This window comes from Pseudomonas sp. HP_08, assembly GCF_055284095.1.
In genome coordinates this window covers 259,903-286,564 of the sequence record NZ_JBTOQC010000001.1, presented here as the reverse complement: position 1 = coordinate 286,564, position 26,662 = coordinate 259,903, and the positions used below count along the sequence as shown (strand labels likewise).

At 60.4% G+C, this 26,662-nt stretch carries 23 protein-coding genes; 15 read left to right on the top strand and 8 right to left on the bottom strand.

Translation table 11 applies throughout. The features are described from left to right. Positions 1 to 5: 5 nt before the first annotated feature. From ftsA to lpxC, 3 genes are all read left to right on the top strand, one after another. On the top strand, positions 6 to 1,265 hold the full coding sequence (gene ftsA, locus ACYAS9_RS01350) for a cell division protein FtsA (protein WP_459749661.1): 1,260 nt from the start codon (positions 6 to 8) through the stop codon (positions 1,263 to 1,265). A gap of 59 nt (positions 1,266 to 1,324) precedes the next feature. After that, the gene (ftsZ, locus tag ACYAS9_RS01345) at positions 1,325 to 2,515 is read left to right on the top strand and encodes a cell division protein FtsZ (RefSeq protein WP_463566535.1); all 1,191 of its coding nucleotides are present in this window, start codon (positions 1,325 to 1,327) and stop codon (positions 2,513 to 2,515) included. A 112-nt stretch (positions 2,516 to 2,627) separates the two neighbouring features. Further along, on the top strand, positions 2,628 to 3,539 hold the full coding sequence (lpxC, locus tag ACYAS9_RS01340) for a UDP-3-O-acyl-N-acetylglucosamine deacetylase (RefSeq protein WP_459749659.1): 912 nt from the start codon (positions 2,628 to 2,630) through the stop codon (positions 3,537 to 3,539). A gap of 142 nt (positions 3,540 to 3,681) precedes the next feature. Here lpxC and ACYAS9_RS01335 read toward each other — a convergent pair whose 3' ends face one another. Beyond that, complete coding sequence (locus tag ACYAS9_RS01335) at positions 3,682 to 5,751, bottom strand: multicopper oxidase family protein (RefSeq protein ID WP_463566534.1); 2,070 nt, start codon at positions 5,749 to 5,751, stop codon at positions 3,682 to 3,684. A 149-nt stretch (positions 5,752 to 5,900) separates the two neighbouring features. After that, positions 5,901 to 6,359, bottom strand: coding sequence for a DUF721 domain-containing protein (locus tag ACYAS9_RS01330; RefSeq protein WP_463566533.1), 459 nt, complete (start codon positions 6,357 to 6,359; stop codon positions 5,901 to 5,903). Positions 6,360 to 6,666: 307 nt separating this feature from the next. Between ACYAS9_RS01330 and secA the strand changes: the two genes are divergently transcribed. From secA to ACYAS9_RS01315, 3 genes are all read left to right on the top strand, one after another. Further along, positions 6,667 to 9,402 carry a preprotein translocase subunit SecA gene (gene secA, locus ACYAS9_RS01325; protein ID WP_463566532.1) on the top strand — a complete coding sequence of 912 codons (2,736 nt, stop codon included), beginning with the start codon at positions 6,667 to 6,669 and terminating at the stop codon, positions 9,400 to 9,402. Positions 9,403 to 9,512: 110 nt separating this feature from the next. Continuing rightward, positions 9,513 to 10,730, top strand: coding sequence for a bifunctional glutamate N-acetyltransferase/amino-acid acetyltransferase ArgJ (argJ, locus tag ACYAS9_RS01320; RefSeq protein WP_463566531.1), 1,218 nt, complete (start codon positions 9,513 to 9,515; stop codon positions 10,728 to 10,730). 63 nt (positions 10,731 to 10,793) lie between these two features. Then, positions 10,794 to 11,735, top strand: a complete 942-nt coding sequence (locus tag ACYAS9_RS01315) for a Nudix family hydrolase (RefSeq protein WP_463566530.1) — start codon at positions 10,794 to 10,796, stop codon at positions 11,733 to 11,735. 15 nt (positions 11,736 to 11,750) lie between these two features. Here ACYAS9_RS01315 and ACYAS9_RS01310 read toward each other — a convergent pair whose 3' ends face one another. From ACYAS9_RS01310 to ACYAS9_RS01300, 3 genes are read right to left on the bottom strand one after another with little or no spacing between them, the layout of a single operon-like run. Beyond that, positions 11,751 to 12,317, bottom strand: a complete 567-nt coding sequence (locus ACYAS9_RS01310; protein WP_463566529.1) for a cob(I)yrinic acid a,c-diamide adenosyltransferase — start codon at positions 12,315 to 12,317, stop codon at positions 11,751 to 11,753. Between the two features lie 15 nt (positions 12,318 to 12,332). Continuing rightward, positions 12,333 to 14,369 carry a sensor histidine kinase gene (locus ACYAS9_RS01305; protein ID WP_463566528.1) on the bottom strand — a complete coding sequence of 679 codons (2,037 nt, stop codon included), beginning with the start codon at positions 14,367 to 14,369 and terminating at the stop codon, positions 12,333 to 12,335. Positions 14,370 to 14,414: 45 nt separating this feature from the next. Beyond that, a complete protein-coding gene (locus ACYAS9_RS01300; protein WP_463566527.1) occupies positions 14,415 to 15,335 on the bottom strand; it encodes a putative 2-dehydropantoate 2-reductase in 921 nt (306 codons plus the stop codon). A gap of 173 nt (positions 15,336 to 15,508) precedes the next feature. Between ACYAS9_RS01300 and ACYAS9_RS01295 the strand changes: the two genes are divergently transcribed. Both ACYAS9_RS01295 and ACYAS9_RS01290 read left to right on the top strand, forming a co-directional pair. Then, entirely contained in the window at positions 15,509 to 15,994 is a 486-nt protein-coding gene (locus ACYAS9_RS01295; protein ID WP_463566526.1) for a YajQ family cyclic di-GMP-binding protein, read from the top strand. A 130-nt stretch (positions 15,995 to 16,124) separates the two neighbouring features. Beyond that, on the top strand, positions 16,125 to 16,979 hold the full coding sequence (locus ACYAS9_RS01290) for a mechanosensitive ion channel family protein (RefSeq protein WP_463566525.1): 855 nt from the start codon (positions 16,125 to 16,127) through the stop codon (positions 16,977 to 16,979). A 9-nt stretch (positions 16,980 to 16,988) separates the two neighbouring features. On the opposite strand, the gene ACYAS9_RS01285 is transcribed toward ACYAS9_RS01290, so the two are convergent. Then, entirely contained in the window at positions 16,989 to 18,530 is a 1,542-nt protein-coding gene (locus ACYAS9_RS01285) for an AmpG family muropeptide MFS transporter (protein WP_463566524.1), read from the bottom strand. A gap of 42 nt (positions 18,531 to 18,572) precedes the next feature. Next, on the bottom strand, positions 18,573 to 18,944 hold the full coding sequence (locus ACYAS9_RS01280; RefSeq protein ID WP_463566523.1) for an MGMT family protein: 372 nt from the start codon (positions 18,942 to 18,944) through the stop codon (positions 18,573 to 18,575). Between the two features lie 139 nt (positions 18,945 to 19,083). Between ACYAS9_RS01280 and ACYAS9_RS01275 the strand changes: the two genes are divergently transcribed. Then, on the top strand, positions 19,084 to 20,091 hold the full coding sequence (locus tag ACYAS9_RS01275; RefSeq protein WP_463566522.1) for a DUF481 domain-containing protein: 1,008 nt from the start codon (positions 19,084 to 19,086) through the stop codon (positions 20,089 to 20,091). A gap of 12 nt (positions 20,092 to 20,103) precedes the next feature. Here ACYAS9_RS01275 and ACYAS9_RS01270 read toward each other — a convergent pair whose 3' ends face one another. Next, positions 20,104 to 20,862: an SDR family oxidoreductase gene (locus ACYAS9_RS01270; RefSeq protein WP_463566521.1), complete on the bottom strand. Its 759-nt coding sequence runs from the start codon at positions 20,860 to 20,862 to the stop codon at positions 20,104 to 20,106. 118 nt (positions 20,863 to 20,980) lie between these two features. On the opposite strand from ACYAS9_RS01270, the gene ACYAS9_RS01265 reads away from it, so the two are divergent. The 6 genes from ACYAS9_RS01265 to ACYAS9_RS01240 all read left to right on the top strand — a co-directional run bounded on the left by ACYAS9_RS01265 (position 20,981) and on the right by ACYAS9_RS01240 (position 26,654). Beyond that, the gene (locus ACYAS9_RS01265; protein ID WP_463566520.1) at positions 20,981 to 21,712 is read left to right on the top strand and encodes a HugZ family pyridoxamine 5'-phosphate oxidase; all 732 of its coding nucleotides are present in this window, start codon (positions 20,981 to 20,983) and stop codon (positions 21,710 to 21,712) included. A gap of 66 nt (positions 21,713 to 21,778) precedes the next feature. Further along, positions 21,779 to 22,279: an FxsA family protein gene (locus ACYAS9_RS01260; RefSeq protein ID WP_463566519.1), complete on the top strand. Its 501-nt coding sequence runs from the start codon at positions 21,779 to 21,781 to the stop codon at positions 22,277 to 22,279. Between the two features lie 243 nt (positions 22,280 to 22,522). Further along, a complete protein-coding gene (locus ACYAS9_RS01255) occupies positions 22,523 to 22,816 on the top strand; it encodes a co-chaperone GroES (protein ID WP_004881479.1) in 294 nt (97 codons plus the stop codon). Positions 22,817 to 22,868: 52 nt separating this feature from the next. Then, the gene (groL, locus tag ACYAS9_RS01250) at positions 22,869 to 24,512 is read left to right on the top strand and encodes a chaperonin GroEL (RefSeq protein ID WP_459749643.1); all 1,644 of its coding nucleotides are present in this window, start codon (positions 22,869 to 22,871) and stop codon (positions 24,510 to 24,512) included. Between the two features lie 179 nt (positions 24,513 to 24,691). After that, on the top strand, positions 24,692 to 25,375 hold the full coding sequence (gene colR, locus ACYAS9_RS01245) for a two-component system response regulator ColR (protein WP_056834281.1): 684 nt from the start codon (positions 24,692 to 24,694) through the stop codon (positions 25,373 to 25,375). Next, on the top strand, positions 25,365 to 26,654 hold the full coding sequence (locus ACYAS9_RS01240) for a sensor histidine kinase (protein WP_463566518.1): 1,290 nt from the start codon (positions 25,365 to 25,367) through the stop codon (positions 26,652 to 26,654). The genes colR and ACYAS9_RS01240 overlap by 11 nt, the downstream gene beginning before the upstream one ends. Positions 26,655 to 26,662 lie beyond the last annotated feature (8 nt).

The window sequence follows — 26,662 nt, the reverse complement described above, 5'->3', positions numbered from 1 at the left end:
GAACCATGGCAAATGTGCAAAGCGGCAAAATGATCGTCGGACTGGATATCGGCACCTCCAAGGTGGTGGCGCTGGTAGGCGAAGTCGCGGCCGATGGTTCGCTGGAAATCGTCGGCATTGGCAGCCACCCTTCGCGCGGCCTGAAGAAGGGCGTGGTGGTCAATATCGAGTCCACTGTGCAGTCGATCCAGCGCGCGATCGAAGAAGCGCAGATCATGGCCGGCTGCCGTATTCACTCGGCGTTCGTCGGGGTGGCGGGCAACCATATCCGCAGCCTCAACTCGCACGGCATCGTGGCGATCCGCGACCGTGAAGTCAGTTCGGCGGACCTTGAGCGCGTGCTCGATGCTGCCCAGGCTGTAGCCATTCCTGCCGACCAGCGTGTGTTGCACACCCTGCCGCAGGATTATGTGATCGACAACCAGGAAGGCGTGCGTGAGCCACTGGGCATGTCGGGCGTGCGCCTGGAAGCCAAGGTGCACGTGGTTACCTGTGCGGTGAACGCTGCGCAGAACATCGAGAAGTGCGTGCGCCGCTGTGGCCTGGAAGTCGATGACATCATTCTTGAGCAACTGGCCTCGGCATACGCGGTACTGACCGACGATGAGAAAGAGCTGGGCGTGTGCCTGGTCGACATCGGCGGCGGCACCACCGATATCGCGATCTTCACAGAAGGCGCGATCCGTCACACCGCAGTGATCCCGATTGCCGGCGACCAGGTCACCAACGACATCGCCATGGCGTTGCGTACCCCGACCCAGTACGCCGAAGAAATCAAGATTCGTTATGCCTGCGCCCTGGCCAAACTGGCCGGTGCCGGTGAAACCATCAAGGTGCCGAGTGTGGGTGATCGCCCACCTCGCGAGCTGTCGCGCCAGGCCCTGGCCGAAGTGGTCGAACCTCGTTACGACGAGCTGTTCACCCTGATCCAGGCCGAGCTGCGCCGCAGCGGTTATGAAGATCTGATCCCGGCGGGCATTGTGCTGACCGGCGGGACGTCGAAAATGGAAGGTGCGGTCGAACTGGCCGAAGAAATCTTCCACATGCCGGTGCGCCTGGGCGTGCCGCATAGTGTCAAGGGATTGAGTGACGTCATTCGCAATCCGATTTACTCCACAGGCGTGGGCTTGTTGCAGTACGGGTTGCAGAAGCAGTCCGACGGCATTTCGCTGTCCGGTCTGGGCGTGAGCAGCAGTAACTATGGCGATGAACCAAAGGCTCCCGTGCTAGAGCGCTTCAAGCGTTGGGTTCAGGGTAATTTCTAAGTTCAACGCTTCTAAGTGGTAGCGGGCAGTAACAACTAGAGAGCTGAAGGAGAGGGAAAATGTTCGAACTCGTAGACAACGTCCCGCAGAGCCCGGTAATCAAGGTTATCGGTGTAGGTGGTGGTGGCGGAAACGCCGTCAATCACATGGTCAAGAGCAGCATTGAAGGCGTCGAATTCATTTGCGCCAACACTGATGCCCAGGCACTGAAAAACATCGGTGCACGGACCATTCTGCAATTGGGTGCCGGCGTGACCAAAGGTCTCGGTGCCGGTGCAAATCCTGAAGTAGGCCGTCAGGCCGCACTGGAAGACCGCGAGCGTATTGCGGAAGTGCTGCAGGGCACCAACATGGTTTTCATCACCACCGGCATGGGTGGCGGTACCGGTACCGGTGCGGCTCCGATCATTGCCGAAGTGGCGAAGGAAATGGGCATCCTCACCGTTGCGGTGGTGACCCGTCCGTTCCCGTTCGAAGGCCGCAAGCGCATGCAGATCGCCGACGAAGGCATTCGCATGCTGGCTGAAAGCGTCGACTCGTTGATCACCATTCCCAACGAGAAGCTGCTGACCATCCTGGGTAAAGACGCCAGCCTGCTGTCGGCTTTCGCCAAGGCTGACGATGTACTGGCCGGTGCCGTTCGCGGTATCTCCGACATCATCAAGCGTCCCGGCATGATCAACGTCGACTTCGCCGACGTGCGTACCGTGATGAGCGAAATGGGCATGGCAATGATGGGCACCGGCTGCGCCAGCGGTCCTAATCGTGCACGCGAAGCCACTGAGGCGGCGATTCGCAACCCGTTGCTCGAAGACGTCAACCTGCAAGGTGCACGCGGCATTCTGGTCAACATCACTGCAGGTCCTGACCTGTCGCTGGGTGAATACTCGGACGTGGGCAGCATCATCGAGGCCTTCGCCTCGGATCATGCAATGGTCAAGGTCGGTACGGTTATCGATCCGGACATGCGCGACGAACTGCACGTTACCGTTGTGGCCACAGGCCTTGGTGCGCGCATCGAGAAGCCGGTCAAGATCATCGACAACACCCTGCCAAGCGCAGCGCCACAAGCGCCGGTGCACCAGCAGGCCGTACGTGAACCTGCCGCCGTCAACTACCGTGACCTGGACCGTCCAACCGTAATGCGCAACCAGGCTCATGCCGGCGCGACTGCAGCGGCTAAACTGAACCCCAACGATGATTTGGACTATCTCGATATCCCGGCCTTCCTGCGTCGCCAGGCCGATTGATTATGTCTATCAGGGGTATTCGGGTAATTGGTGTTCAGCACAGGCTGGGTCTGCTATCATCCCCAGCCTTTGTTGATATCCGTTCGCAACTAGCGCTGAAGCGGCCCATGCCATGATCAAACAACGTACCCTGAAAAATATCATCCGTGCCACAGGCGTCGGTCTGCATTCCGGGGAAAAGGTTTACCTGACCCTGAAGCCCGCACCTGTGAACACTGGTATCGTGTTTTGCCGCACCGACCTGGATCCTGTCGTGCAGATTCCTGCACGTGCGGAAAATGTCGGCGAGACCACTTTGTCGACCACCCTTGTACAGGGCGATATCAAGGTCGATACGGTCGAGCACCTGCTGTCGGCCATGGCCGGTCTGGGCATTGATAATGCCTATGTCGAACTGTCCGCCTCCGAAGTGCCAATCATGGACGGTAGCGCCGGACCTTTCGTGTTCCTGATTCAATCGGCCGGCCTGCAAGAGCAGGAAGCGCCGAAACAATTCATCCGTATTCTGCGTGAAGTCACTGTGGAAGAGGGCGGCAAACGTGCCACCTTCGTGCCTTTCGAGGGCTTCAAGGTGAGCTTCGAAATCGACTTCGATCACCCGGTATTTCGTGATCGGACTCAAAGCGCCAGCGTGGATTTTTCCAGCACTTCCTTCGTCAAGGAAGTCAGCCGCGCCCGTACATTCGGCTTCATGAGTGACATCGAGTACCTGCGCAAGCACAACCTCGCACTCGGTGGCAGCGTTGAAAACGCCATCGTGGTCGACAAGGAAGGCGTATTGAACGAAGACGGCCTGCGTTACGAGGACGAATTCGTCAAACACAAGATCCTGGACGCCATCGGTGACCTCTATCTGCTGGGCAACAGCCTGATCGGCGAATTCCGTGGCTTCAAATCCGGCCACGCGTTGAACAACCGTCTGCTGCGCACGCTGATCGAACAGAAAGACGCCTGGGAAGTCGTGACTTTCGAGGACGCCAGTACCGCACCTATCTCCTATATGCGCCCTGTAGCGGCAGCATAAGGTAAACGCTTTACTCTCTTTCCTTTCTTTTAAGGCCGCCTTCGGGCGGTCTTTTTTTTAGCTATATGTCTTTGGAAATTGCCGTTCGAAAAGCACCGGCCCTATCATTCAGGGCCGGTGCCTTGTCGATCAGGCGAGCCGATCAGTGATTCGCATGACTGTTGCTGGCGGTGCCGCCCTTGCCATCAGGAATGCTGATGCTGACGTTCTGCATCATGCCCTGATCCTCATGGTCGAGAATGTGGCAGTGCAACACGAATTCACCGATGTAGCGCTGGTAGCGAGTGCGCACGTAAACCTCATACAGGCCTTCGGTGTTGGTGTTGGGGTCCGCATCGGGGTTGCTTGGGCCCTTGATGAACAGGGTGTCTTTCCAGACGCCTTTCAGGCCTGAATACTGATCGTCGCCGCTGTCAGGCGCGGTCAGGTCCTTGCCATCGGGGCCGATGATTTTCTCGATCTGGAACGGGTTGACGTGGATATGGAACGGATGACCGACAAAGGCTGATTGCAGCTTCCAGGTTTCTGCGGTCCCCAGTGTCAACTGGCGCTGTACCACATCCGGCTCGTAAGGCTTGGCGTCCACAGCGGTCGTGCCGACTTCAAAGGTGGGAGTGGTCTTGGGGTTCCTGATGACAAACACCAGGTTCTGCTCAAGGTTGCCGCTTTTCTTCAGCTCTTCATCGGTGACATCGGCGTGCGGCACGAACTTGCTCAGCTTGAGCCCGTTGTTCAGGTCGCTGACGATTCGGGTCTGTACGTCGGCAGGCATGTTGCGCTTTGCCGCAGCGACCAGCTCACGGGTCAACAGGGCGTTGACGTCCGCCACTGCCGGGCCCGAGGCGACATCGACGAAGCCCAGCAACTCATTACCGCCGGTTTCAAGGTTGACGCTGCCATTGGCGCTGATTTGCTTGTCGACCATGCAATAACGCCCAGGCCCTGGAAAGACAACCAGTACATCGTTGCGATAGCCAGGCTGCAGCGTCAGGCTGGTTTTCTGCTGGGCCTGGGCCATGGTCAGGCCGTCGGCAGCAATCACCTGAAACGGTACGGCTTCGCCAGTGCACTGCTGGCTGATGAAGGTGCTGGCAGCGGCTTCGCTGACGCCTTTTTCGCTGAGCGAGCGGGCAGAGTCGGCCATCCTGCGAAATTCCGGAACGATGGTGTCACGAATGCCCGCATGCACCATTCTCCAGCGCTCCACCTGGCCGCTGCGGGTCTGGAACACCGGCTGGACCTTGCCGTTGATCGACGTGTAGCGACCCGATTGCGCCCAACTGTCATTACCGCCAGGGCCGAACATGGCGTAGTTCTCGATCTCGCCGACCTGGCCTTCCTTGCAGTCCCAGGAATAGGTGCCGTCAGGTTGCTTGCAGGCATAGGCAATCTGTTGAAAAACCAGCAGGCGTTCCGGAAACGAATGGCCCTTGGCGCCCTTGAGCAGGGTATCGATGTCGCCGTTGGATTCCAGTGTCGGTTTGCGATTGCCATGAATGACCAGTGCACCGGCCATGCCACTGCCGACCTGCAAGGCCGTGGAGCCGTGACGGTGCGGGTGATACCAGAACGTGCCGGCCGGGTGATCTTCGGGGATGTTGTATTCGTACTGGAAACTGACCTGCGGGTTGATCGACAGCAGCACATTGTCGCTGTTGCCGGTCGGGCTGACCCACAAGCCATGGGAATGCAGGTTGGTGCTGTTGAAGCAGTGCGGCTGGTTGATCGAACCCTCGGACGGTTTGCAGCTTGGGTCGTCTGCCGGCAGCTTGTTGTTCAGTGTGATACGCACTGTGTCGCCGGGGGTGGCATTGATGGTCGGTGCCACAAACGGGGTGTTCGGGTTGACCTTTGGGCCGACGTAACTGCGCAGCCTGACCGGGTCATAGCGCTGGGTGGTCGGGTTATAGATCTTGTTGTCGGTATAGTCGATATTGAGCACCAGCTGGCGCTCCTTGCCGCTGCGCTGCACGGGCTGCTCAAGCGTCACCGGTCTGGTTTTAAGCGGAGTCAGCAGGGTTGAGCTGGACTCCAGCCGGGTCGGGGCGCTTTGTTCCAGGTCGGGTGGGTTAAGGAAGCTTCGTGCCTCCTCAGCCATGGCCGGCGCGGCGCCACAGCCGACAATCAATGCTGCAATGGCGGTTTTTTGCAGGTAATACCCTTTTGCTGTCGGGGCATGAGCCCGCAAGCATGACACGTTAAGTATGGCCATTTGAATCTCCCTGAAATGCAGTTTCCCCGAGGGGCCAGAAAGCCCTGATGCCAAATGGCGGGGTAACAATAGCCAAATGATGGCCATTGGCAAGAAAGGAGGACGCAATAGAAAGGGGGGTATTTAGCCTTCAGGGATAAGCTTTGCGCTTAAACAGGTTTGGCCTTGCCATGGCTGGCCAGACGCTCCAGCGCCGCACGCAGCTTGGGATCGCTGATGCCTTCGGCGGTGGCCTGGATATTTTCGGCAGCGTTCAGCGAAAGGTCGATGGTGTGGGTCGCCGCCCCTTGCTGCACATTAGGCGGCTGCACCTTGAACAGAATGCGCGTCAGGCTGGCAAACTCGTCGAAAATCACCAGTTGGCGTTGCAGGCGCCGTTGCTGATAGCGCAAGCGCGTGGCCCAGTGGCCATCGGTGACCACCAGCAGCAGGCAGCCTTCGCGCCATGAGGCGACATGGCAATGTTCGCGCGCCGCCGGTTGCAGCTGGCTTTCGACCAGGCGTTGCAGCTGGCTGAGGCGTTCGGCCTGACGAATGAGCGCCCGCAGCGGCTTGGCCTCGCGCAGTAATACGGCAGGTTGTCGGGCGTCGATAGGACGAAAAGCCATGGATGCAATGCCAAGGGTCACAAGGCGGCAATCTTAACAGAAAGTGTCGTGCTTCCTGCATGGCCGCAACTGCACGGCTGTCACCGCCCGCCACACGTGAAGTTTCACCTTTGGGGAGGGTTGAAGTAAGCCAAAAAGCCCCCATTGAACCTGCGCCCCCTTACAGCGCTGTGCCAGCATCGTGGAATAACGCCACTTTCCTCACCACCGTTTCCGGGTAGAATGCTCGTTCGCATGCGGCCATGAGGGTCGCACGGGCGACTCACGGGGCCGCCCTCCATTCCTATGTGTGGAAGATCCTGTCGATATGTTTGCGCCTTTGTTAAAAAAACTTTTTGGAAGCAAGAACGAGCGTGAAGTCAAACGCATGCTCAAGACGGTACAGATCGTCAATGCCTTCGAAGAGCAAATGGTGGCCCTTTCGGATGAGCAACTGCGTGCCAAGACCGAAGAGTTCAAGGCCCGCATAGCCAAAGGCGAAACCCTCGATCAACTGCTGCCTGAAGCGTTTGCCGTAGCCCGTGAGGCCGGTAAGCGTGTCATGGGCATGCGTCACTTCGACGTCCAGCTGATTGGCGGCATGACCCTGCACGAAGGCCAGATCGCCGAGATGCGTACCGGTGAGGGCAAGACCCTGGTCGGTACCCTGGGCGTGTACCTCAACGCACTGTCCGGCAAGGGCGTGCACGTGGTCACGGTCAACGACTACCTGGCCCGTCGCGACGCCAACTGGATGCGCCCGCTGTATGAGTTCCTCGGCCTGACCGTGGGTATCGTTACCCCGTTCCAGCCGCCGGAAGAAAAGCGCGCCGCCTACGCTGCCGACATCACCTATGGCACCAACAACGAGTTCGGTTTCGATTACCTGCGCGACAACATGGCCTTCAGCATGGAGGACAAGTTCCAGCGCGAACTCAACTTCGCGGTCATCGACGAAGTCGACTCGATTCTCATCGACGAAGCCCGTACGCCGCTGATCATCTCCGGCCAGGCCGAAGACAGCTCGCGCCTGTACACCGAGATCAACCGCCTGATCCCGACCCTCAAGCAGCATGTCGAGGAAGTCGAAGGCCAGGTGACCCAGGAAGGCCACTACACCATCGACGAGAAGACCCGCCAGGTCGAACTCAATGAGGCCGGTCACCAGTTCATCGAAGAGATGCTCACCAATGCCGGCCTGCTGGCCGAAGGCGAGAGCCTGTACTCGGCGCACAACCTGGGCCTGCTGACCCACGTTTATGCCGGCCTGCGCGCGCACAAGCTGTTCAACCGCAACGTCGAGTACATCGTTCAGGACGGCCAGGTGCTGCTGGTCGACGAGCACACCGGCCGTACCATGCCGGGCCGTCGCTTGTCCGAAGGCCTGCACCAGGCCATCGAGGCCAAGGAAAACCTCAATATCCAGGCCGAAAGCCAGACCCTGGCGTCGACCACCTTCCAGAACTACTTCCGTCTGTACAACAAGCTGTCGGGCATGACCGGCACCGCAGACACCGAAGCGTTCGAATTTCACCAGATCTACAGCCTGTCGGTGATGGTCATCCCGCCGAACAAGCCGTTGGCGCGTAAAGACTTCAACGACCTGGTGTACCTGACTGCCGAAGAGAAATACGCGGCCATCGTGACCGACATCAAGGCATGCCTGGCAGAAAACCGCCCGGTGCTGGTCGGTACGGCGACCATCGAGACCTCCGAGCACATGTCGGCCCTGTTGAAGAAAGAGGGCATCGATCACAAGGTTCTCAACGCCAAGTTCCACGAAAAAGAAGCCGAGATCATCGCCCAGGCCGGTCGTCCTGGTGCACTGACCATCGCCACCAACATGGCCGGTCGCGGTACCGACATTCTGTTGGGCGGCAACTGGGAAGTTGAGGTCGCGAGCCTTGAAGACCCGACGCCTGAGCAGATCGCACAGATCAAGGCCGACTGGCAGAAGCGTCATCAACAGGTCATCGAGGCCGGCGGCCTGCACGTGATCGCTTCCGAGCGTCACGAATCGCGCCGTATCGACAACCAGCTGCGTGGCCGTGCCGGTCGCCAGGGCGATACCGGTTCGAGCCGTTTCTACCTGTCGCTCGAAGACAGCCTGATGCGCATTTTCGCCTCTGACCGGGTGAAGAACTTCATGAAGGCGCTGGGCATGCAGTCCGGTGAAGCCATCGAACACCGCATGGTCACCAACGCCATCGAAAAGGCCCAGCGCAAGGTCGAAGGCCGCAACTTCGATATCCGCAAGCAATTGCTGGAATTCGACGACGTGTCCAACGAGCAGCGCAAAGTGATCTATCACATGCGTAACAGCCTGCTGGCGGCGACCAACATCGGCGACACCATTGCCGACTTCCGCCAGGAAGTGCTGAACAACCTGATCAACCAGCACATCCCGCCGCAATCGCTGCCTGAACAATGGGATGTGGCCGGTCTGGAAGCGTCGCTGAATTCGGATTTCGCGGTGAAGCTGCCGGTCCAGCAGTGGCTGGACGAAGACGATCACCTGCACGAAGAAAGCCTGCGCGCCAAGCTGCTCGAGCAACTGCTGGGCGCTTATCACGAGAAGGAAGAGCAGGCCAGCGCCGATGCCCTGCGCACCTTCGAGAAGCAGATTCTGTTGCGCGTCATCGACGACCTGTGGAAAGACCACCTGTCGACCATGGATCACCTGCGCCACGGTATCCACCTGCGCGGCTATGCCCAGAAAAACCCGAAGCAGGAATACAAGCGCGAGTCGTTCACCCTGTTCCAGGAACTGCTGGACTCGATCAAGCGCGACACCATTCGTGTGCTGTCCCACGTTCAGGTCCGTCGCGAAGATCCCGAGGAAGAAGAGGCCCGTCTGCGTCGCGACGCCGAAGAGCTGGCCCAGCGCATGCAGTTCCAGCATGCCGAGGCGCCAGGCCTTGAGCAGGTAGCCACCGAAGACACCGAAGAGCTGGCAGTCGCTGCAGCGGACCCGGTTCGCAACGACCAGAAACTGGGTCGCAACGAAGTCTGCTGGTGTGGTTCGGGCAAGAAGTTCAAGCACTGCCACGGTCAGATCGGTTAAGCCGCTGCCCGTGAACACCACGCCGCGACCGGCCCTGCCGTCGCGGCGTTTTTTCATTGATCGCCGTACCGATAGGCGGACGGCGCAGATAAAGCTCAAGGAGCGCACGCATGGCTGTTGGTCTTGGTCCTTTGCCTACATTGCACCCGGTTGCCGGTTTTGAACTGGGTATTGCCTCGGCCGGTATCAAGCGACCCGGCCGCAAGGACGTGGTGGTCATGCGCTGCGCCGAAGGCTCCAGCGTCGCCGGCGTGTTCACCCTCAACGCTTTTTGCGCAGCCCCTGTGATCATCGCCAAGCAACGCGTGCAGGGCACCATCCGTTACCTGCTGACCAACACCGGCAATGCCAACGCCGGTACCGGTGAGCCGGGCCTGGTTGCCGCCAAGCGTACTTGCGACAAGCTGGCCGAGCTGACCGGCGTGTCGGCCGAGGCCGTGCTGCCATTCTCCACCGGCGTGATCGGCGAGCCATTGCCGGTTGAAAAGATCGAAGGTGCCCTGCAAGCGGCGCTGGACGACCTGTCTGTGGATAACTGGGCGGCTGCCGCCACCGGCATCATGACCACCGACACCTTGCCAAAAGGCGCCAGCCGTCAGTTCCAGCACGACGGCGTGACCGTCACGGTGACCGGCATCAGCAAGGGCGCGGGCATGATCCGCCCGAACATGGCAACCATGCTCGGTTACATCGCCACCGACGCCAAGGTGTCGCAAAGCGTTCTTAAAGACCTGATCCTCGACGGTGCGAACAAGTCGTTCAACCGCATCACCATCGATGGCGATACCTCGACCAACGACTGCTGCATGCTGATCGCCACCGGCCAGGCCAACCTGCCGGAAGTGACCGAAGCCAGCGGTCCGCTGTTCGAAGCCCTGAAAAAGGCCGTCTTTGAAGTGTGCATGGAAGTGGCCCAGGCCATCGTGCGCGACGGCGAAGGCGCCACCAAGTTCGTCACCGTGCAGGTCAACGGCGGCGGCAACCATCAGGAATGCCTGGACGTCGGCTATGCCGTGGCCCACTCGCCGCTGATCAAGACAGCACTGTTCGCCTCCGACCCCAACTGGGGTCGCATTCTGGCTGCTGTCGGCCGTGCCGGCGTACCGAACCTGGACGTCAGCCTGATCGACGTGTTCCTTGGTGAAGTGTCCATCGCCAGCAAGGGCGGCCGTTCGGCGAGCTACACCGAAGCGCAGGGCGCCGAAGTGATGGCCCGCGAGGAAATCACCATTCGTATCGAGCTGGGTCGTGGCGACTGCAACGAGACCATCTGGACCACCGACCTGTCGCACGAATACGTGAAGATCAACGCTGAATACCGCACCTGATCAACGCCTGGTTAATGGCGGCCTTCAGCGCTGGCTGAAGGCTGTCAAAGAGGAAGCCGAGTAATGAAACGTATCCACGTAGTAGCGGCTGTGATTCGCGGCCACGATGGCCGGATTCTCATCGCCCGGCGCGCCGACACTCAGCATCAGGGCGGCCTCTGGGAGTTTCCCGGTGGCAAGGTCGAGGAGGGCGAAGCGGCCCGTCTCGCACTGGGGCGTGAGTTGCGCGAAGAGCTGGGTATCGAGATCGAGGCGGCGCGTCCGCTGATCAAGGTCCAGCATGATTACCCGGACAAACACGTGTTGCTGGATGTCTGGGAAGTCACGGCATTCAGCGGCGAGCCGCATGGCGCCGAAGGCCAGCCGTTGGCCTGGGTCACGCCACGCGAGTTGCCCGATTACGAGTTTCCGGCGGCCAACCAGCCGATCGTCGCGGCAGCGCGTTTGCCCGACCAATACCTGATTACCCCCGAAGGCCTGGAAAACGGTGAGCTGCTGCGCGGCATTCAGCGCGCTGTCGCCCAGGGCGCACGGTTGATCCAGCTGCGCGCACCGGGCGGCTATGACCCTGCCTACCGCGATCTGGCGGTGGATGCCGTCGGCCTGTGTGCTGGCAAGGCGCAATTGATGCTCAAGGGACCGCTGGAATGGCTGGGTGACTTTCCGGCGGCCGGCTGGCACCTGACTGCCGCCCAGCTGCGCAAATACGCCAGCCGTGGCCGGCCGTTTCCGACTGAGCGCTGGCTGGCGGCCTCGTGTCACAACGCCGAAGAGCTGGCCCTGGCCGAGCAGATGGGCGTGGATTTCGTCACCCTGTCACCGGTACAGCCAACCCAGACGCATCCGGATGCGCAACCACTGGGCTGGGAGCAGGCGACGCAACTGATCGCGGGCTTCAAAAAGCCGGTGTTCCTGCTGGGCGGCGTCGGCCCCGACCAGCGCCAGCAAGCCTGGGACAGCGGCGCACAAGGTGTTGCCGGCATCCGCGCGCTGTGGCCTGACTGACCTGGGTAGCCGGTCTTACGAGACCGGCTTTGCCGCTGCCTGCCACAGTATTTCGGCTATGCCCTGACGCCTGGCGATCAACCGGGCTGCCACGAACAGCAGATCCGAAAGCCGGTTGATGTACGCCAGTCCCACGCCTTGCAATGGCTCGACGGCATTGAGCTGCTGGCAGCGCCGTTCGGCACTGCGCGCCAGGCTGCGGCACACATGGGCCTGGGCGATCAGGGCCGAGCCGCCGGGCAGGATGAAGTTTTCCAGTGGTCCCAGCTCTTCGTTCCACAGGTCGATCGCCGCTTCCAGGCGTTCGATTTCCAGCGCATTTAAGGCCTGATAAGCCGGCATCGCCAACTCACCGCCGAGGTCGAACAAACGGTGCTGACAGGGCGCGAGCACTTCGGTCAGTTCGCTCAGCGCCGCCTCGTTCAAACCGGCCAGTAACAGCCCGAGTTGGCTGTTGAGCGTGTCCACTTCGCCGATGGCTTCGATGCGCGGGTGATCCTTGGCCACCCGACGACCATCGCCCAGCCCGGTTTCGCCGCTGTCTCCGGTACGCGTGTAGATTTTCGACAGGCGAAAGCCCATGTGTGTAGCTCCCGTTCAAGACTTGCTGATGATATACGCCGGCACCGTAACCTGATTGGCCACCAGTGGCAGGCGCAGGGTAAAGCAGGTGCCCGTGCCGATGGACGACTGCACCTCCATCTGACCCTTGTGGTTGTTGGTGATGATGAAATACGAGACCGACAGGCCTAAGCCCGTGCCCTGGCCGATTTCCTTGGTGGTAAAGAACGGTTCGAACGTGCGTTTGCGCACGCTCTCCGACATGCCGATGCCGTTGTCCTCGACCTGGATTTCCGCCCATGGCGGGTTGAGCCGGGTGCGCAGGGTGATGCGCCCGGGCTCTTGATCATCGTCGCGCTGGTGAATCGCCTGCGCGGCGTTCTTGAGCAGGTTGAGCAGCACCTGTTCCAGCTCGTTGGCGATGCACGGCACCGGCTCCAGCTCCGGATCGAACTGGCGAATGATGTGCTGGCCCTTGAAGTCGAAACCGATGCTCAGGTCAAAGTCGTTGCTGGCGATTTCCAGCGCCTGATCGATCAGCGCCGGCAAATCGCACGGCGCCAGTTGCCGGCTGCTCAGGCGGCTGAAGTTGAGCATATGGCTGACGATCTTGGCCGCCCTGGCGCCGGCCTGCTGGATGCCGTCGAGCAGGGCCGGTATCTCCCGGCCCGTCAGGTAGCGGTTGACCTGATCCAGATCGAGGCCATCGCTTTGCGCTTGCTCCAGGTTCTTGGGCAAATCGGGTGACAGCCGGCGGCGGATGTTTTGCACGTTATGCACAATGGCGCCCAACGGATTGTTGATCTCGTGGGCCATGCCGGCTGCGAGGCCGCCGACCGAGAGCATTTTTTCCGATTGCACCATCATCTCTTCGAGTGAAATGCGCTGGGTAATGTCGTCGATGCGGATCACCACGCCGCGCCCGGCGTCGCCGGTCAACGGATAAAACGTCAGCGCATAGTGGCGCGCCTCGTCCTGCTTGATCCAGGTCACCCGCTCGATCTTGGTCACGCTGTGTTGTTCAACGGTCTGCTTGAGCTGCGGCATGAACGAGCGCATCGGCTCGAAGGCGATAAAGATCGGCTGGTTGAGGGCCTCGTCGAGTCGCGTACCAGAGAGCGTGGCCGCTTCCTGGTTCCACTGGGTGACGTAAAGCTGCTCGTCGAGGGCAATCATCGCCGACGGCATCGAGTCGATGATGCTGTTGAGGTAGTTCTGGAAACCGGTGAGCTTCTTTTCGATCTTGCCGCGCACCTGGACTTCCAGCTCCAGCTTGCGGTTGGTACGCCGGGTTTCCTCGGCCAGCCCGCGGGCCTGGTCGTAGGCTTCCTGGGATTCGTCGCGGGCGCGCTTGAGTTGCTGCTCGCGGGCTTCGATTCGCGCCAGCATGGTGTTGAAGGCCGAGGCCAGGCTGCCGATTTCGTCCTTGTTGCCAGGGCCGACACGCAAGGCGTAATTCTCTTCACGGGTGACCTGGCGCGACAGTTCTTCAAGTTGATAGATCGGTTCGGTAATCAGCCGGCGAATCTGCCGGGCGACCACGACCCACAACAGAATGCTGAACACCAGAATGCCCAGGCTGGCGGTCAGGGTGCCGCTGTAGAACGCCGCAGGCAGTTCGCTGCTGGCCACCAGCAACAGGTGCCCTGGCGGCTGGTCGTCCTTGGGGACCGTGATCACTTGCGTGCTGCGAAACTCGCTCAGCCGCCAGCTTTCGACGCCGCTGAAGCGGGTCGGCAGATCGAGCACTTCGCCCTGCTGCAACTGCGCCAGACGCTGGCCGTCGTTGTCATAGATCGCGGCGGCGCGCAGCGGGCCGTAGTTTCTGAGCTCGGTCAGCAGCGCCTGGGCATCTTCGCTCGAGTTGAGCGCTCGCTCGTTAAGGTTGGCGCTGCTGATCAGGCGGCCGATGGTTTGTAACGCCTGCGGCGCCATGGCTTCCTGAGAGATGTAATAGGCCGCGCCGATAAAGGTCAGGTTGGCCACCAGCAGCACGGTGGTCAGCAGGACCAGCAAGGCCGCCAGCAGTTTCTGGCCTACGGGCAGGTTATCTAAGCGCTGACGCAAGGGCATGGGCTGATCACACGGCGACGGTTTGTGCCAGCAGGGTAGCGCGGGCTAGTCGCTACGCAAACCCTTGGCGGCCAGATGCCGGCGCAGACGCTCATGCAACTGCTGCAAATGCGGCACGCTGCATTGATGGCGCGCCGCTGCAGCACAGGCGTAACCCAGCAGATAAGCGATTTCAGTGCGCCGGCCATGAGCGACATCCTGGTACATCGACGAATAGTTGGCCCCTGTGGCCTGAATGACCCGCAGCACATCGCTGTGCAGATCCTGCGCCGCCGCCGGCTGGCCGCAGCGCTCCAGCAGTTCGGTCAGTTCCTCGCACAAGGTCGCGACTTCGCATGGGTGCGCAAGCAGTCCGCCGTTACGGCAGTCATGCAGCACGGTCAGCGGGTTGATCGCGCAATTGAGTGCCAGCTTGCGCCACAGGCGGGTCAGGATGTCTGGCGTCCACTCGTGGCTGATGCCGCTGGCCTGCAGGTCGTCGAGCAACGCCTGCGGGGCGGCGGGGTTACGCACATCGCCCAGCCAGTTGAAACCATGCCCGGCAAAGCGCACTCGCCAGTCGGATTCGCGGAAGGCGCCCTCGGTGCTGGAGGCAAAAATACAGCGCTGTGCGGGAATCTGTGCGGCGACCGCTTCCTGGCTGCCCAGGCCGTTCTGCAACAGGATGACCTCGGCGTTCGCGCTCAGGCGCGGCGCCAGGCGGGCGACGGCCTGTTCGGCGTCATAGGCCTTGCACGCCACCAGCAGGCGCTCGATGGGCTCGCCGCTGTCGCAGACCTGGGCCGGGATCGACAGGTGTTCGCAACGATTCTGTTCGACCAGCGTCAATTGACTGCCGTGATGGCGATAGTCGGCCAGCCGCGCCGCATCACGCAGGATCAACTGCACCGGCCGGCCGGCACGGGCCAGCCGCGTCGCCCACAGCCCGCCCAGGCTGCCGGCACCGAGAATGTGCCAGGTCGTCATTGGCGGCGCCCGCAGGCGTTGTGCCGGGCAAATGTGTGCAGCAAATCGGGGTCAGACATCAAGGCTCGCAGTGAAGGCTGGAAAAGTCTCGTTATAATGACCGCTCTTTCAAACCGTCAAGTCATGCGTGCCCGTCAGTTTTTTCGCGCACGCCGTTCAATTGGAGAATAGACATGCCCTCGTTCGACGTAGTGTCCGAACTGGATAAACACGAAGTCACTAATGCCGTCGACAACGCGATCAAAGAGCTGGACCGCCGTTACGACCTCAAAGGCAAAGGGACTTTCGAATTCAAGGAAAAGGACCTGGCGATCACGCTCACTGCCGAAGCGGATTTCCAGCTTGAGGCCATGATCGAGATCCTCAAGCTGTCGCTGGTCAAGCGCAAGATCGACGCCAAGTGCCTGGACATCAAGGACGCCTATGCCTCGGGCAAGCTGGTGAAACAGGAAGTGACCCTGCGCGAAGGCATCGATAAGGAGCAGGCCAAGAAAATCGTCGCGCACATCAAGGACGCCAAGCTCAAGGTGCAGGCCGCCATTCAGGGCGAGCAACTGCGCATTACCGGCAAGAAGCGTGACGATCTGCAGGATGCCATTGCCCTGCTGCGCGCCTTCGATGCCGAGCTGCCGTTGCAGTACAACAACTTCCGCGATTGATGGTCATCGAGGCCGCCCGGGGAACCCTCGCGGCCTCTGCGCGTCACAGCGGTCTGTATTTCCTGAACGCCACTCGCCTGGCGCGGGTGGGTTCAGGTGTTGTCGATTGACCGTTTTCAAGGAGTAAACGATGGATTTGAATGCTGAAGTGGATCAGCTGTGGAAGGTTTCCCAGTCCTGGCTTCCGCTGATCATGCAGTACGGCAGCCGCGTGTTGCTGGCGGTGGTAACCCTGTGCATCGGCTGGTGGCTGATCAACCGCCTGACCAACCGGGTCGGCGCGCTGCTGGCGCTGCGCAATGCCGATCAGGCGCTGCAAGGCTTTGTCAGCAGCCTGGCCAATATCATTCTCAAGGTTTTGCTGATCATCAGCGTGGCCTCGATGATCGGGGTCGAAACCACCTCGTTCGTGGCCGCCATCGGTGCGGCGGGCCTGGCCATTGGCTTGGCCTTGCAAGGCAGCCTGTCGAACTTTGCCGGCGGAGTACTGATTCTGCTGTTCCGCCCGTTTCGTATCGGTGACTGGATCGAAGCGCAGAATGTGTCTGGCACGGTCGACAATATCCAGATCTTCCACACCATCCTGCGTACTGGTGATAACCGCACGGTCATCGTGCCCAACGGCATTCTGTCCAACGGCATTATTACCAACACCAACCGCCAGCCCACCCGCAAGATCGCGTTCGACGTGGGTGTCGACTACGACGCTGATTTGAAGAAAGCGTTGCAGGTGTTGCTGGACATGGCTGATGACCCACGGGTACTCAAGGACCCGGCGCCACAGGCGGTGGTCACCGTGTTGGGTGACAGCGCGATCACCTTGCAACTGCGGGTCTGGACCAAGACTGGCGACCTCGGCGAGGTGCTTTCGAAGTTCAACATCGAAGCCCGCGACCGCCTGAAGGCGGCCGGCATCGAGATTCCTTACCCGCAACGGGTGATCCGCGTGGTACAGGATGAGCCCAAGACGCTGTCCAAGGTCTGAGCGCCGGGCCTAGCCTTTTTCGTTTTGCGCGATCCCATCCTCATCCTGCGGTCGAATCTCCCGATTCCACTGCAGGATGATCATGATCAGTGTCGGCACTCCCAGCAGGGCCGTGATCAGGAAGAAATTGTGGTAGCCGAGCTTCTCCACCATCACCCCTGAATAACCGCCGATCAGGCGCGGCAGCAGCAGCATGATCGAGCTGAGCAGCGCGTACTGAGTGGCCGAGAAGCGCAGGTTGGTCAGGCTCGACAGGTAAGCCACGAACGCCGATGTCGCCAGTCCCGAACTGAAGTTGTCCAGCGAGATGGTCAGCACCAGCATCTGCACGTTCGGCCCCATGTCGGCCAGCAGCAGGAACAGGATATTGGTCGCCGCCGAACTCAGGCCGCCGATAAACAGGATCGGCATGATGCCGAAGCGCACGATCAACAGGCCGCCCGCACCGGCGCCCAACAAGGTCATGACCAGGCCGAAAATCTTGCTGACACTGGCGATCTGATCCTTGGTAAAGCCCTGATCGATATAGAACACGTTGGCCATGACGCCCATCACCGTGTCTGACATCCGGTAGGTGGCGATCAGTCCCAGCAGCAGCAGCGCCTGCCAGCGGTAACGCATGATGAAGTCGTTGATCGGCGTCAGCACCGGCGCCAGGCCGCGGCGGCCCATGGACGACAGACAGGCCACGGTGAGCAGGGTGTAGAGAATCGCCCGCAGAAAGGCACGGTCTTCGAGCAGCAGGTCGGTCCAGCCGGTGGTGCCGAACAACACGCTGGCAAAGTCGGTGTTGTACAACTGGGTGAACATCGCCGGCACCGACACCAACAGCACAATCAGCACGAACACCGACGCCAGCTGGTGGGTAAAGCCATAGCGCGCCGCCGACAGTTGGGTGCGCATCGGCACCGGTGGCTCGCGCATGATGAAAGTGACCGCCAGGGCGGGCAGCATCAACAGGCCGAACAGCACATAGGTGCCGGTCCAGGCCGAGTGCTTGTAGGCAAAGCCGGTGGAGCCAAAGCCTTCGGCAAAGTACAGGGCGCCGGCGGTCGACAGCAGGGCGGCAACCCGGTAGCCGGACATGTAGCTGGCCGCCAGGGCGGCTTGCTGGGTGTCGTTGGCGATTTCCAGGCGGTAGGCGTCGATGGCGATGTCTTGAGTGGCCGAGGCGAAGGCCACCACCACGGCAATGGCGATCAACCAGGACAAGTGCTGTTGAGGGTCGCAAAAGCCCATGCCGATCAGGCCCAGGATCACCAGTGTCTGCGACAGCACCAGCCAGGAACGGCGACGCCCCAGTTTGCCGAGAAACGGCAGGCGCCATTGGTCGAGCAACGGCGACCACACCCATTTGAATGCGTAGGCCAGGCCGATCAGGCTGGCATAGCCGATGGTTTCGCGGGCTACCCCGGCTTCGCGCAACCAGACCGACAGGGTGGAAAACACCAGCATGTAAGGCAGGCCGGCGGCGAAACCGAGCAGCAACAGCACTAAGGTCGACGGGCTGGCATAAGCGGCGAGCGCGGCGCGCCAGGTTTTACGGGGCATGAGCTGGGAACTGCCTCAGGTAACTAAAACAAAGGGCGCACTCTAACCGCTGTGCTGTATGAGATGCCAGCCATGGCGTTGCATATCCACACGATTATTACGGATGGTAATGCCTTCGGCGCGCAACCGGGCGCGTTGCTCATCCCCTGAAGGCGTGCCGGCTTGCAGGCTGAGCCGACCGCCGGCGCCCAGTACGCGGTGCCACGGCAAGCTGGAGCCTTCCGGCAACTGGCTCAAGGTGCGCCCGACCCAGCGTGCCGCGCGCCCCAGCCCGGCCAGCTGGGCCAGCTCGCCATAACTGACGACATAACCTGGCGCGACCTGGCTGAGGGTCAGGTACAGCGCGGTGCGCCGGGCTTCGGCAGGGGAGAGCCCACCAGCGTCGTCGACAGGTGAAGGTGCGGTTTTGTTCATGTTTATTCGATGTAAGGTCAGTAGGATTTGAACTACAGAATATTCGCGGGGTCAGTGATAGTCGCGCCCCGCGGCCGTTCTTCCTGAAGCGCGCCAGACGGATAATGCCTGATTTTTCGCCAGAGCCCGGTAGTTGCTTATGTTGTCCAGAACCCTGTTGTGCCTCGCTGTAACCTGCGCTTCTACGCCACTGCTTGCCGACACCGTGTGGTTGAAGAATGGCGACCGCCTGACCGGCACGATCAAAATGTTCGACGGCGGCAAGCTGCTGTTGCAGACCGACTACGGTGGATCGATTCCACTGGACTGGGCTCAGGTCAAGACCCTTGAAAGCAAGGAGCCGTTGCTGGTCAAACAGAACCAGTACACCGGTGAAGTCGCCCAGTCGCTGCAAGCCAGTGATGACGGCAAGGTGGTGCTGGCCAATGGCGCTGCGCCCAAGACCGTCGAGCTTGCCAGCATCCAGCAGATCATCAAGCCGAAACCTGTGGTCACCGACCTGGTCTGGAAGGGCAATATCGATGCCGCGCTGGACTTCCAGAAGGCCGAGAACGACACCGACGACTACAACCTGTCGTTCAAGACCTCGGCGCGTCACGACCGCTGGCGCCACAACGCCAAGGGCGAATACAACCGCGAGACGCAGGACGATGTGGTCAGCACTGACAACTGGAGCGCCGAGTACTCGCTGGATTACTTCCTGACCGACAAGTTCTTCTGGGACGGCCGGGTCAATTACAAGCGCGACAAGATCGAAGACCTCACCCGTGAACGCACCGTCGGTACCGGTCCTGGCTACCAGTTCTGGGACGACGAGCTGGGCGCCTTCAAGGTTGGCGCCTTGCTCAACCGCACCGACTACGAGTTCTCCAACGGCGAGAAGGAAAACTTCTACGCCGTGGCCGGTACCTGGGACTACAACCGCTATCTGGTCGGCAAGAAGTTCGAGTTCTTCACCAACGGCGAACTGGGCAAGCCGCTGAGCGGCGTGGCCGATTACGCGCTGGATGTCGAAGTCGGCCTGCGCTACAAGGTCACCGACTGGGCCTCGCTCAACCTCAAGGCCGAGAAAGACATCATCAGCGGCTCCAGCAACGGCGACGTCGACAAGACCCGTTACACCGCAGGGTTTGGCGTGACCTGGTAAATCCAGTGGCGGTCAAATGCGCATGGCGCCATCGAGCTCCAGCACCCGGCCGCTGAAATAGTCGTTTTCCAGAATGAACGCCACCGCATGGGCAATCTCTTCAGGGGTGCCCATGCGTTTGAGCGGGATGGCCGAGGTCATCTTCTCCAGCGCTTCGGGCTTCATGCTGGCAGTCATTTCCGTTTCGATGAACCCCGGCGCCACCGCCGCCACGCGAATGCCATAGCGCGCAAGCTCGCGCGCCCAGGTCACGGTCGCCGCCACCACACCCGCTTTTGACGCCGCATAATTGGTCTGGCCGATGTTGCCGGCCCGCGAGATCGACGAAATATTGATGATCGCACCCTGGCTGTTCTGCTCGACCATCTTGGCCACCACCTCGCGGGTACACAGGAACACCCCGGTCAGGTTGACATCGATCACCGACTGCCACTGCGCCAGACTCATGGTGCTGATCTGCCCGTCCTTGACCTTGACCAACAGCCCGTCGCGCAAGATACCGGCATTATTGATCAGCCCGTGAATCGTGCCGCCGTCGGCAGCAATGCACGCCACCGTGTAGACCACCTGCGCTTCATCGGCCACGTTGCACAGGTAACCACGCGCCTCGATGCCCAGCGCCACAAGCTGCGCCACCGCCACATCGAGCTTGCTCTGGTCGAGGTCCAGCAACGCCAGGTTGGCGCCACGAGACGCCAGGTTGCGCGCCATTGCCAGGCCCAGACCCTGGCATCCGCCGGTAATAATGATTAACTTGCCTTTCAATTCCATGTGCGTGCCCATTGAACAAGTCATAGTGATGGCATGGCGGGCATGCCGTTGACTCATAGTTATAGCAGTCGACCTGCAAGCGTTGGCCTGCCACAAAACCATAAGCGAAGGAGACATGATGAGCGTGAAAGCCTCTCGATCGGCCCGCGAGCTTCTGCTGCGCGAATACCGCGGCGTACTGTCGACGCACTCCAAATCGATGCCCGGCTTTCCGTTCGGCTCGGTGGTGCCTTATTGCCTGGACGGGCAGGGCCGGCCGCTGATCCTGATCAGCCGTATCGCCCAGCACACGCATAATCTGTTGCAGGACCCCAAGTGCTCGTTGCTGGTGGGCGAGCGCGAGGCTGCCAATGTCCAGGCGGTAGGGCGCATCACACTGATGGCCGAAGGGCACAAGCTCACCGACCCTGAAAGCATCGAAGCGGCCGCCCAGCGCTATTACCGCTACTTTCCCGAGTCGCAGAACTATCACAGCGCCCACGACTTCGACTTCTGGGTGCTGACACCGGTGCGTTACCGCTACATCGGCGGCTTCGGCGCGATTCACTGGCTGGACGATGTCGCCTTGCCCAACCCGTTTGTCGGGGCCAGCGAAACCGGCATGGTCGAACACATGAATCAGGATCATGCCCAGGCCATTGCCCACTATGTACAACTGGCGGGTCTGCCGCAGACCGAGCCTGCGCAGATGGTCGGTGTCGACAGCGAGGGCCTGCATTTGCGTATTGGACAGGCTTTGTTCTGGTTACCCTTTGCGCAAACCTGCAACACTCCGATACAGGTTCGCGAAGCCTTGGTTTATCTGGCTCGCGCCCAGCAATGGCCGACTCCTGAAACATCCGGGGCTTGATTTAACGACTTTCCGGCTGCAAATAGAGTCTATTGGAAGACGTTCTTCCGTAGAGGAATAGATTTGATGCGTGTTTTTCTGCTGCTTTTTCTACTTTTTCCGGTGCTTGAGCTGTTCATACTGGTGAAGGTCGGCATGTCCATCGGTTTCCTGTGGACATTCCTGCTGGTGCTGGCCACCTCGATGCTTGGCCTGTTCATCATGCGCGTGGCCGGTATCGCCACGGCCTTGAGCGCCCGTGAAAGCCTGGCGCGTGGCCAGTTGCCCGCCCAGCAGATGCTTGAAGGCCTGATGGTTGCCGTCGGCGGTGGCCTGCTGCTGTTGCCGGGTTTTCTCAGCGACATTCTGGCCGTGGTCTGCCTGTTGCCGTTCACCCGCCGCCTGCTGATCGGCAAGCTGCGCAAGCGCGCCGAAGACCAGGCCATGCGCCAGCGCGCGTTTGCCGATGACCTGCAGGCTTATCAGCATGCCCCGCAACAGCCTGGCACCGATCGCCCGAGTGCGATTCATGCGCCTACCCGTCAACCCGATGTGATCGAAGGCGAGTTCGAACATCGCGATAAATGACCCGTGTTTGCGGGGCGCACGGCACCTTCGGGTGCCGTGTGCATTTAAAGCCGATGTAAAAATTTTCGAGCGCTGCACTTGTAATCACCTTGGGTGCCCTTATGTATGGGTCACCGAAAGGTTTCTGACTGAACGTCAGACCGTATTCTGCGGTTCGCACGTCGAGCCGTACCCGGCCAGACCGGATTAAACAACTCGCCGGTGCCATCACCGGACGTAATTAACAAAATCAGGAGATCGACAATGAAGCTTCGTCCTCTGCATGACCGCGTCGTAATCCGTCGCAGCGAAGAAGAAACGAAAACTGCCGGCGGTATCGTGCTGCCAGGTTCGGCTGCCGAAAAGCCTAACCGTGGCGAAATCGTCGCTGTAGGTACCGGCCGTGTTCTGGACAACGGTGAAGTCCGCGCGCTGGCCGTGAAAGTGGGTGACAAAGTGGTATTTGGTCCTTACTCCGGCAGCAACACCGTGAAAGTAGACGGCGAAGACCTGCTGGTGATGAGCGAGAACGAGATTCTTGCCGTCATCGAAGGCTAAGTCCTTCGCGCTCAATTTCCCTCTACTACAAAGTATTTAAGGAATAACGATCATGGCTGCTAAAGAAGTTAAATTCGGCGATGCCGGCCGCAAGAAAATGCTCGCAGGCGTTAACGTCCTGGCTGACGCGGTAAAAGCAACTCTGGGCCCTAAAGGCCGTAACGTGATCATCGAGAAGAGCTTCGGTGCTCCTCTGATCACCAAAGACGGTGTTTCGGTTGCCAAAGAAATCGAACTCAAAGACCGTTTCGAAAACATGGGCGCGCAGCTGGTCAAGGACGTTGCCTCCCGTGCCAACGACGACGCCGGTGACGGTACCACCACCGCTACCGTTCTGGCTCAAGCCATCGTCAACGAAGGCTTGAAAGCCGTCGCTGCCGGCATGAACCCGATGGACCTGAAGCGCGGCATCGACAAGGCGACCATCGCCATCGTTGCCGAGTTGAAAAAGCTGTCCAAGCCATGCACCGACACCAAGGCAATTGCCCAGGTTGGTACCATCTCGGCCAACTCTGACAATTCCATCGGCGACATCATTGCCGAAGCCATGGAAAAAGTGACCAAAGACGGCGTTATCACCGTTGAGGAAGGCACTGGCCTGGAAAACGAACTGTCGGTTGTTGAAGGCATGCAGTTCGACCGCGGCTACCTGTCGCCGTACTTCATCAACAAGCCGGACACCATGGTTGCCGAGCTGGACAGCCCGCTGCTGCTGCTGGTCGATAAAAAGATCTCCAACATCCGCGAAATGCTGCCAGTCCTGGAAGCCGTTGCCAAAGCTGGCCGTCCGCTGCTGATCGTTGCCGAAGACGTCGAAGGCGAAGCCCTGGCGACTCTGGTTGTGAACAACATGCGCGGCATCGTTAAAGTGGCTGCCGTCAAGGCGCCAGGTTTCGGCGACCGTCGCAAGGCCATGCTGCAGGACATCGCTGTTCTGACCGGCGGTACCGTTATCTCCGAAGAGATCGGTCTGAGCCTGGAAAGCACTACCCTGGAGCACCTGGGTAACGCCAAGCGCGTCGTGCTGAACAAAGAAAACACCACCATCATCGACGGTGCTGGCGTTAAAGGTGACATCGACTCGCGTATCGCTCAGATCCGTCAGCAGATCGGTGACACCAGCTCCGACTACGACAAAGAGAAGCTGCAAGAGCGTTTGGCCAAACTGTCCGGCGGTGTTGCCGTGATCAAGGTCGGCGCCGGCTCCGAAGTCGAAATGAAAGAGAAGAAAGCCCGCGTTGAAGACGCCCTGCACGCGACCCGTGCAGCCGTTGAAGAAGGCGTGGTACCTGGCGGTGGCGTGGCTCTGGTTCGCTCGCTGCAGGCTATCGAAGGCCTGAAAGGCGACAACGCCGATCAGGACGTGGGTATCGCTCTGCTGCGTCGCGCTGTTGAAGCACCACTGCGTCAGATCGTTGCCAACTCCGGCGACGAGCCAAGCGTTGTGGTCGACAAGGTCAAGCAAGGTTCGGGTAACTTCGGTTACAACGCTGCGACCGGCGAATACGGCGACATGATTGACCTGGGCATCCTGGACCCGGCCAAAGTGACTCGCTCGGCTCTGCAGGCAGCGTCTTCGATCGCCAGCCTGATGATCACCACCGAAGCGATGATCGCCGACATCCCGGAAGACAAGCCAGCCGGCGGCGGCATGCCTGACATGGGCGGCATGGGTGGCATGGGCGGCATGATGTAAGCTGCTTCACCCTTTAGCGTCACCTGAAGAACCCCGCCCTGTGCGGGGTTCTTTTTATTCTGGCGCGTGAAAATGTATTGCGGCGTTTTAATGTCTGGCTGTAGCGGGTGGCTTCGGCTTGCACTGTAACGTCAACAGCCCCTAAGCTGCGCCAGCCCTAACTGCATGCGGAGAACCCTATGCGAATCCTTCTGGTTGAAGACAACCGCGATATTCTGGCCAACCTGGCCGATTATCTGGGGATGAAGGGATATACAGTCGATTGTGCCCAGGATGGCCTTTCAGGCCTGCACCTGGCAGCCACCGAACATTACGACCTGATCGTGCTCGATATCATGCTGCCTGGCATCGATGGCTACACCTTGTGCAAACGCCTGCGTGAGGATGCCCGGCGCGATACGCCGGTGATCATGCTCACCGCCCGTGACCAGCTCGACGACCGCCTGCAAGGCTTTCGCTCGGGTGCCGACGACTATCTGCTCAAGCCTTTCGCGCTTTCGGAACTGGCCGCCCGCATCGAAGCGGTGCTGCGCCGTGCCCAGGGCGGCGGGCGGCGGACCTTGCAGGTTGCCGACCTGGTTTATGACCTCGATACCCTAGAAGTCACCCGCGAGGGGCGCCTGCTCAAGCTCAACCCGGTCGGGCTCAAACTGCTGGCCGTACTGATGCAGAAAAGCCCGCACGTATTGCGCCGCGAGATTCTTGAAGAAGCGCTGTGGGGCGACGACTGCCCGGACAGCGACAGCCTGCGCAGCCATGTGCACCAGTTGCGCCAGGTGATCGACAAACCGTTCCCCAAAGCCTTGCTGCACACCGTGCATGGCGTGGGCTACCGTTTGGCCGAGGGCCGGGATGGAGTTTAAACAGAGTCTTGCACAACGGATCATCATCGCCTTTGCACTGATGAGTGCACTGGTGGCCGGATCGTTCGCCGTGGGCATTATTTCCACGGTCCACCTGGTCGAAGAAAAGCTGATTTCGGCAGGCCTTGGCGGCGACCTCAATCGTCTGTTGCTGGCCGACAGCGTCAGCGACTGGAGCCATCGGCCCAAACAGGATCAGTTGTTCTACTTCAGCAATGGCCCTGGCGATTTCGACCTGCCCCAGGACTTGCGCCATCTGGAGCCCGGCTTTCATGAAGTGTTTCGCGGGCCGCTGTCCTACCACGCGATGATCGAGGTGGTCGAAGGCCGCCATTATGCGTTGCTACAGGACCAGAGCGATTTCGAAGAGCGCGAGCGCGTGCTGTTTGCCGTCGTGCTGGTGGGCTTTGTCATGGCCCTGGCACTGGCCGTCTTTCTCGGCTGGGTGCTGGCGCGGCGCGTCATTGCGCCGGTGTCGCGCCTGGCCCGTCAGGTACGGCACCGCGACCAGTTGCTGGGTCTGGCGCCGCCGCTGGCGCCGGATTACGCAGCCGATGAAGTCGGCGAACTGGCGGTGGCCTTCGATGCCACGCTGGGGCGTTTGCGTCAGGCGTTGAGCCGCGAGCGGATGTTCACCAGCGATGTCAGCCACGAACTGCGTACGCCGTTGATGGTGCTGGCCAGCTCGTGCGAACTGCTCCTGGAAAATCCGGCACTTGACCAGCGCGCCAGGCGCCAGGTCGAGCGTATTGCCCGGGCCTGCGAAGAGATGCGCGACCTGGTGCAGACCTTCCTGATGCTGGCCCGAACCCAGCGTGAAGACCCCACCATGACGCCCAAGGCAACGCTGAACAGCGCCGCCGAGCAACTGGTTGCCCAATGGCGTGGCCCGATTGAAAGCAAGGGGCTGCAACTGATTTACAACCCGTGCGAAATCGATCCACTGCCGGATGTGAGCTACAACGCCACGTTCCTGCTCGCCGTCATGGGTAATCTGTTGCGCAATGCGCTGCATTACACCGACAACGGTTTCATTGCCCTGACCTTGTACGAACAGGGCTTTATGGTCGAGGACAGCGGCGTAGGCATTCCTGAGGAGAAGCGCGAAGCCATGTTCGAACCGTTCGTGCGTGGCAACGAGCAGCGTGGTGAAGGGCTGGGCCTTGGCTTGTCGCTAGTGCAGCGTATCTGTGCCAACCAGGGCTGGACCGTGAGCCTGACGCCAATGGAACCCAATGGTTGCCGGTTCAAGGTCAGCCTGGAAGTTGCCCGCTCATAAAGAGCGGG

Coding starts and splice junctions, on each gene's coding strand:
- colR (WP_056834281.1), top strand. CDS start 24,692: ATGCGAATCCTTCTGGTTGAAGACAACCGCGATATTCTGGCCAACCTG.
- ACYAS9_RS01295 (WP_463566526.1), top strand. CDS start 15,509: ATGCCCTCGTTCGACGTAGTGTCCGAACTGGATAAACACGAAGTCACT.
- ACYAS9_RS01265 (WP_463566520.1), top strand. CDS start 20,981: ATGAGCGTGAAAGCCTCTCGATCGGCCCGCGAGCTTCTGCTGCGCGAA.
- ACYAS9_RS01290 (WP_463566525.1), top strand. CDS start 16,125: ATGGATTTGAATGCTGAAGTGGATCAGCTGTGGAAGGTTTCCCAGTCC.
- ACYAS9_RS01310 (WP_463566529.1), bottom strand. CDS start 12,317: ATGGGCTTTCGCCTGTCGAAAATCTACACGCGTACCGGAGACAGCGGC.
- ACYAS9_RS01305 (WP_463566528.1), bottom strand. CDS start 14,369: ATGCCCTTGCGTCAGCGCTTAGATAACCTGCCCGTAGGCCAGAAACTG.
- ACYAS9_RS01275 (WP_463566522.1), top strand. CDS start 19,084: ATGTTGTCCAGAACCCTGTTGTGCCTCGCTGTAACCTGCGCTTCTACG.
- ACYAS9_RS01335 (WP_463566534.1), bottom strand. CDS start 5,751: ATGGCCATACTTAACGTGTCATGCTTGCGGGCTCATGCCCCGACAGCA.
- ACYAS9_RS01330 (WP_463566533.1), bottom strand. CDS start 6,359: ATGGCTTTTCGTCCTATCGACGCCCGACAACCTGCCGTATTACTGCGC.
- ACYAS9_RS01315 (WP_463566530.1), top strand. CDS start 10,794: ATGAAACGTATCCACGTAGTAGCGGCTGTGATTCGCGGCCACGATGGC.
- ACYAS9_RS01280 (WP_463566523.1), bottom strand. CDS start 18,944: ATGAACAAAACCGCACCTTCACCTGTCGACGACGCTGGTGGGCTCTCC.
- groL (WP_459749643.1), top strand. CDS start 22,869: ATGGCTGCTAAAGAAGTTAAATTCGGCGATGCCGGCCGCAAGAAAATG.
- secA (WP_463566532.1), top strand. CDS start 6,667: ATGTTTGCGCCTTTGTTAAAAAAACTTTTTGGAAGCAAGAACGAGCGT.
- argJ (WP_463566531.1), top strand. CDS start 9,513: ATGGCTGTTGGTCTTGGTCCTTTGCCTACATTGCACCCGGTTGCCGGT.
- ACYAS9_RS01240 (WP_463566518.1), top strand. CDS start 25,365: ATGGAGTTTAAACAGAGTCTTGCACAACGGATCATCATCGCCTTTGCA.
- lpxC (WP_459749659.1), top strand. CDS start 2,628: ATGATCAAACAACGTACCCTGAAAAATATCATCCGTGCCACAGGCGTC.
- ACYAS9_RS01270 (WP_463566521.1), bottom strand. CDS start 20,862: ATGGAATTGAAAGGCAAGTTAATCATTATTACCGGCGGATGCCAGGGT.
- ACYAS9_RS01255 (WP_004881479.1), top strand. CDS start 22,523: ATGAAGCTTCGTCCTCTGCATGACCGCGTCGTAATCCGTCGCAGCGAA.
- ACYAS9_RS01300 (WP_463566527.1), bottom strand. CDS start 15,335: ATGACGACCTGGCACATTCTCGGTGCCGGCAGCCTGGGCGGGCTGTGG.
- ACYAS9_RS01285 (WP_463566524.1), bottom strand. CDS start 18,530: ATGCCCCGTAAAACCTGGCGCGCCGCGCTCGCCGCTTATGCCAGCCCG.
- ftsZ (WP_463566535.1), top strand. CDS start 1,325: ATGTTCGAACTCGTAGACAACGTCCCGCAGAGCCCGGTAATCAAGGTT.
- ACYAS9_RS01260 (WP_463566519.1), top strand. CDS start 21,779: ATGCGTGTTTTTCTGCTGCTTTTTCTACTTTTTCCGGTGCTTGAGCTG.
- ftsA (WP_459749661.1), top strand. CDS start 6: ATGGCAAATGTGCAAAGCGGCAAAATGATCGTCGGACTGGATATCGGC.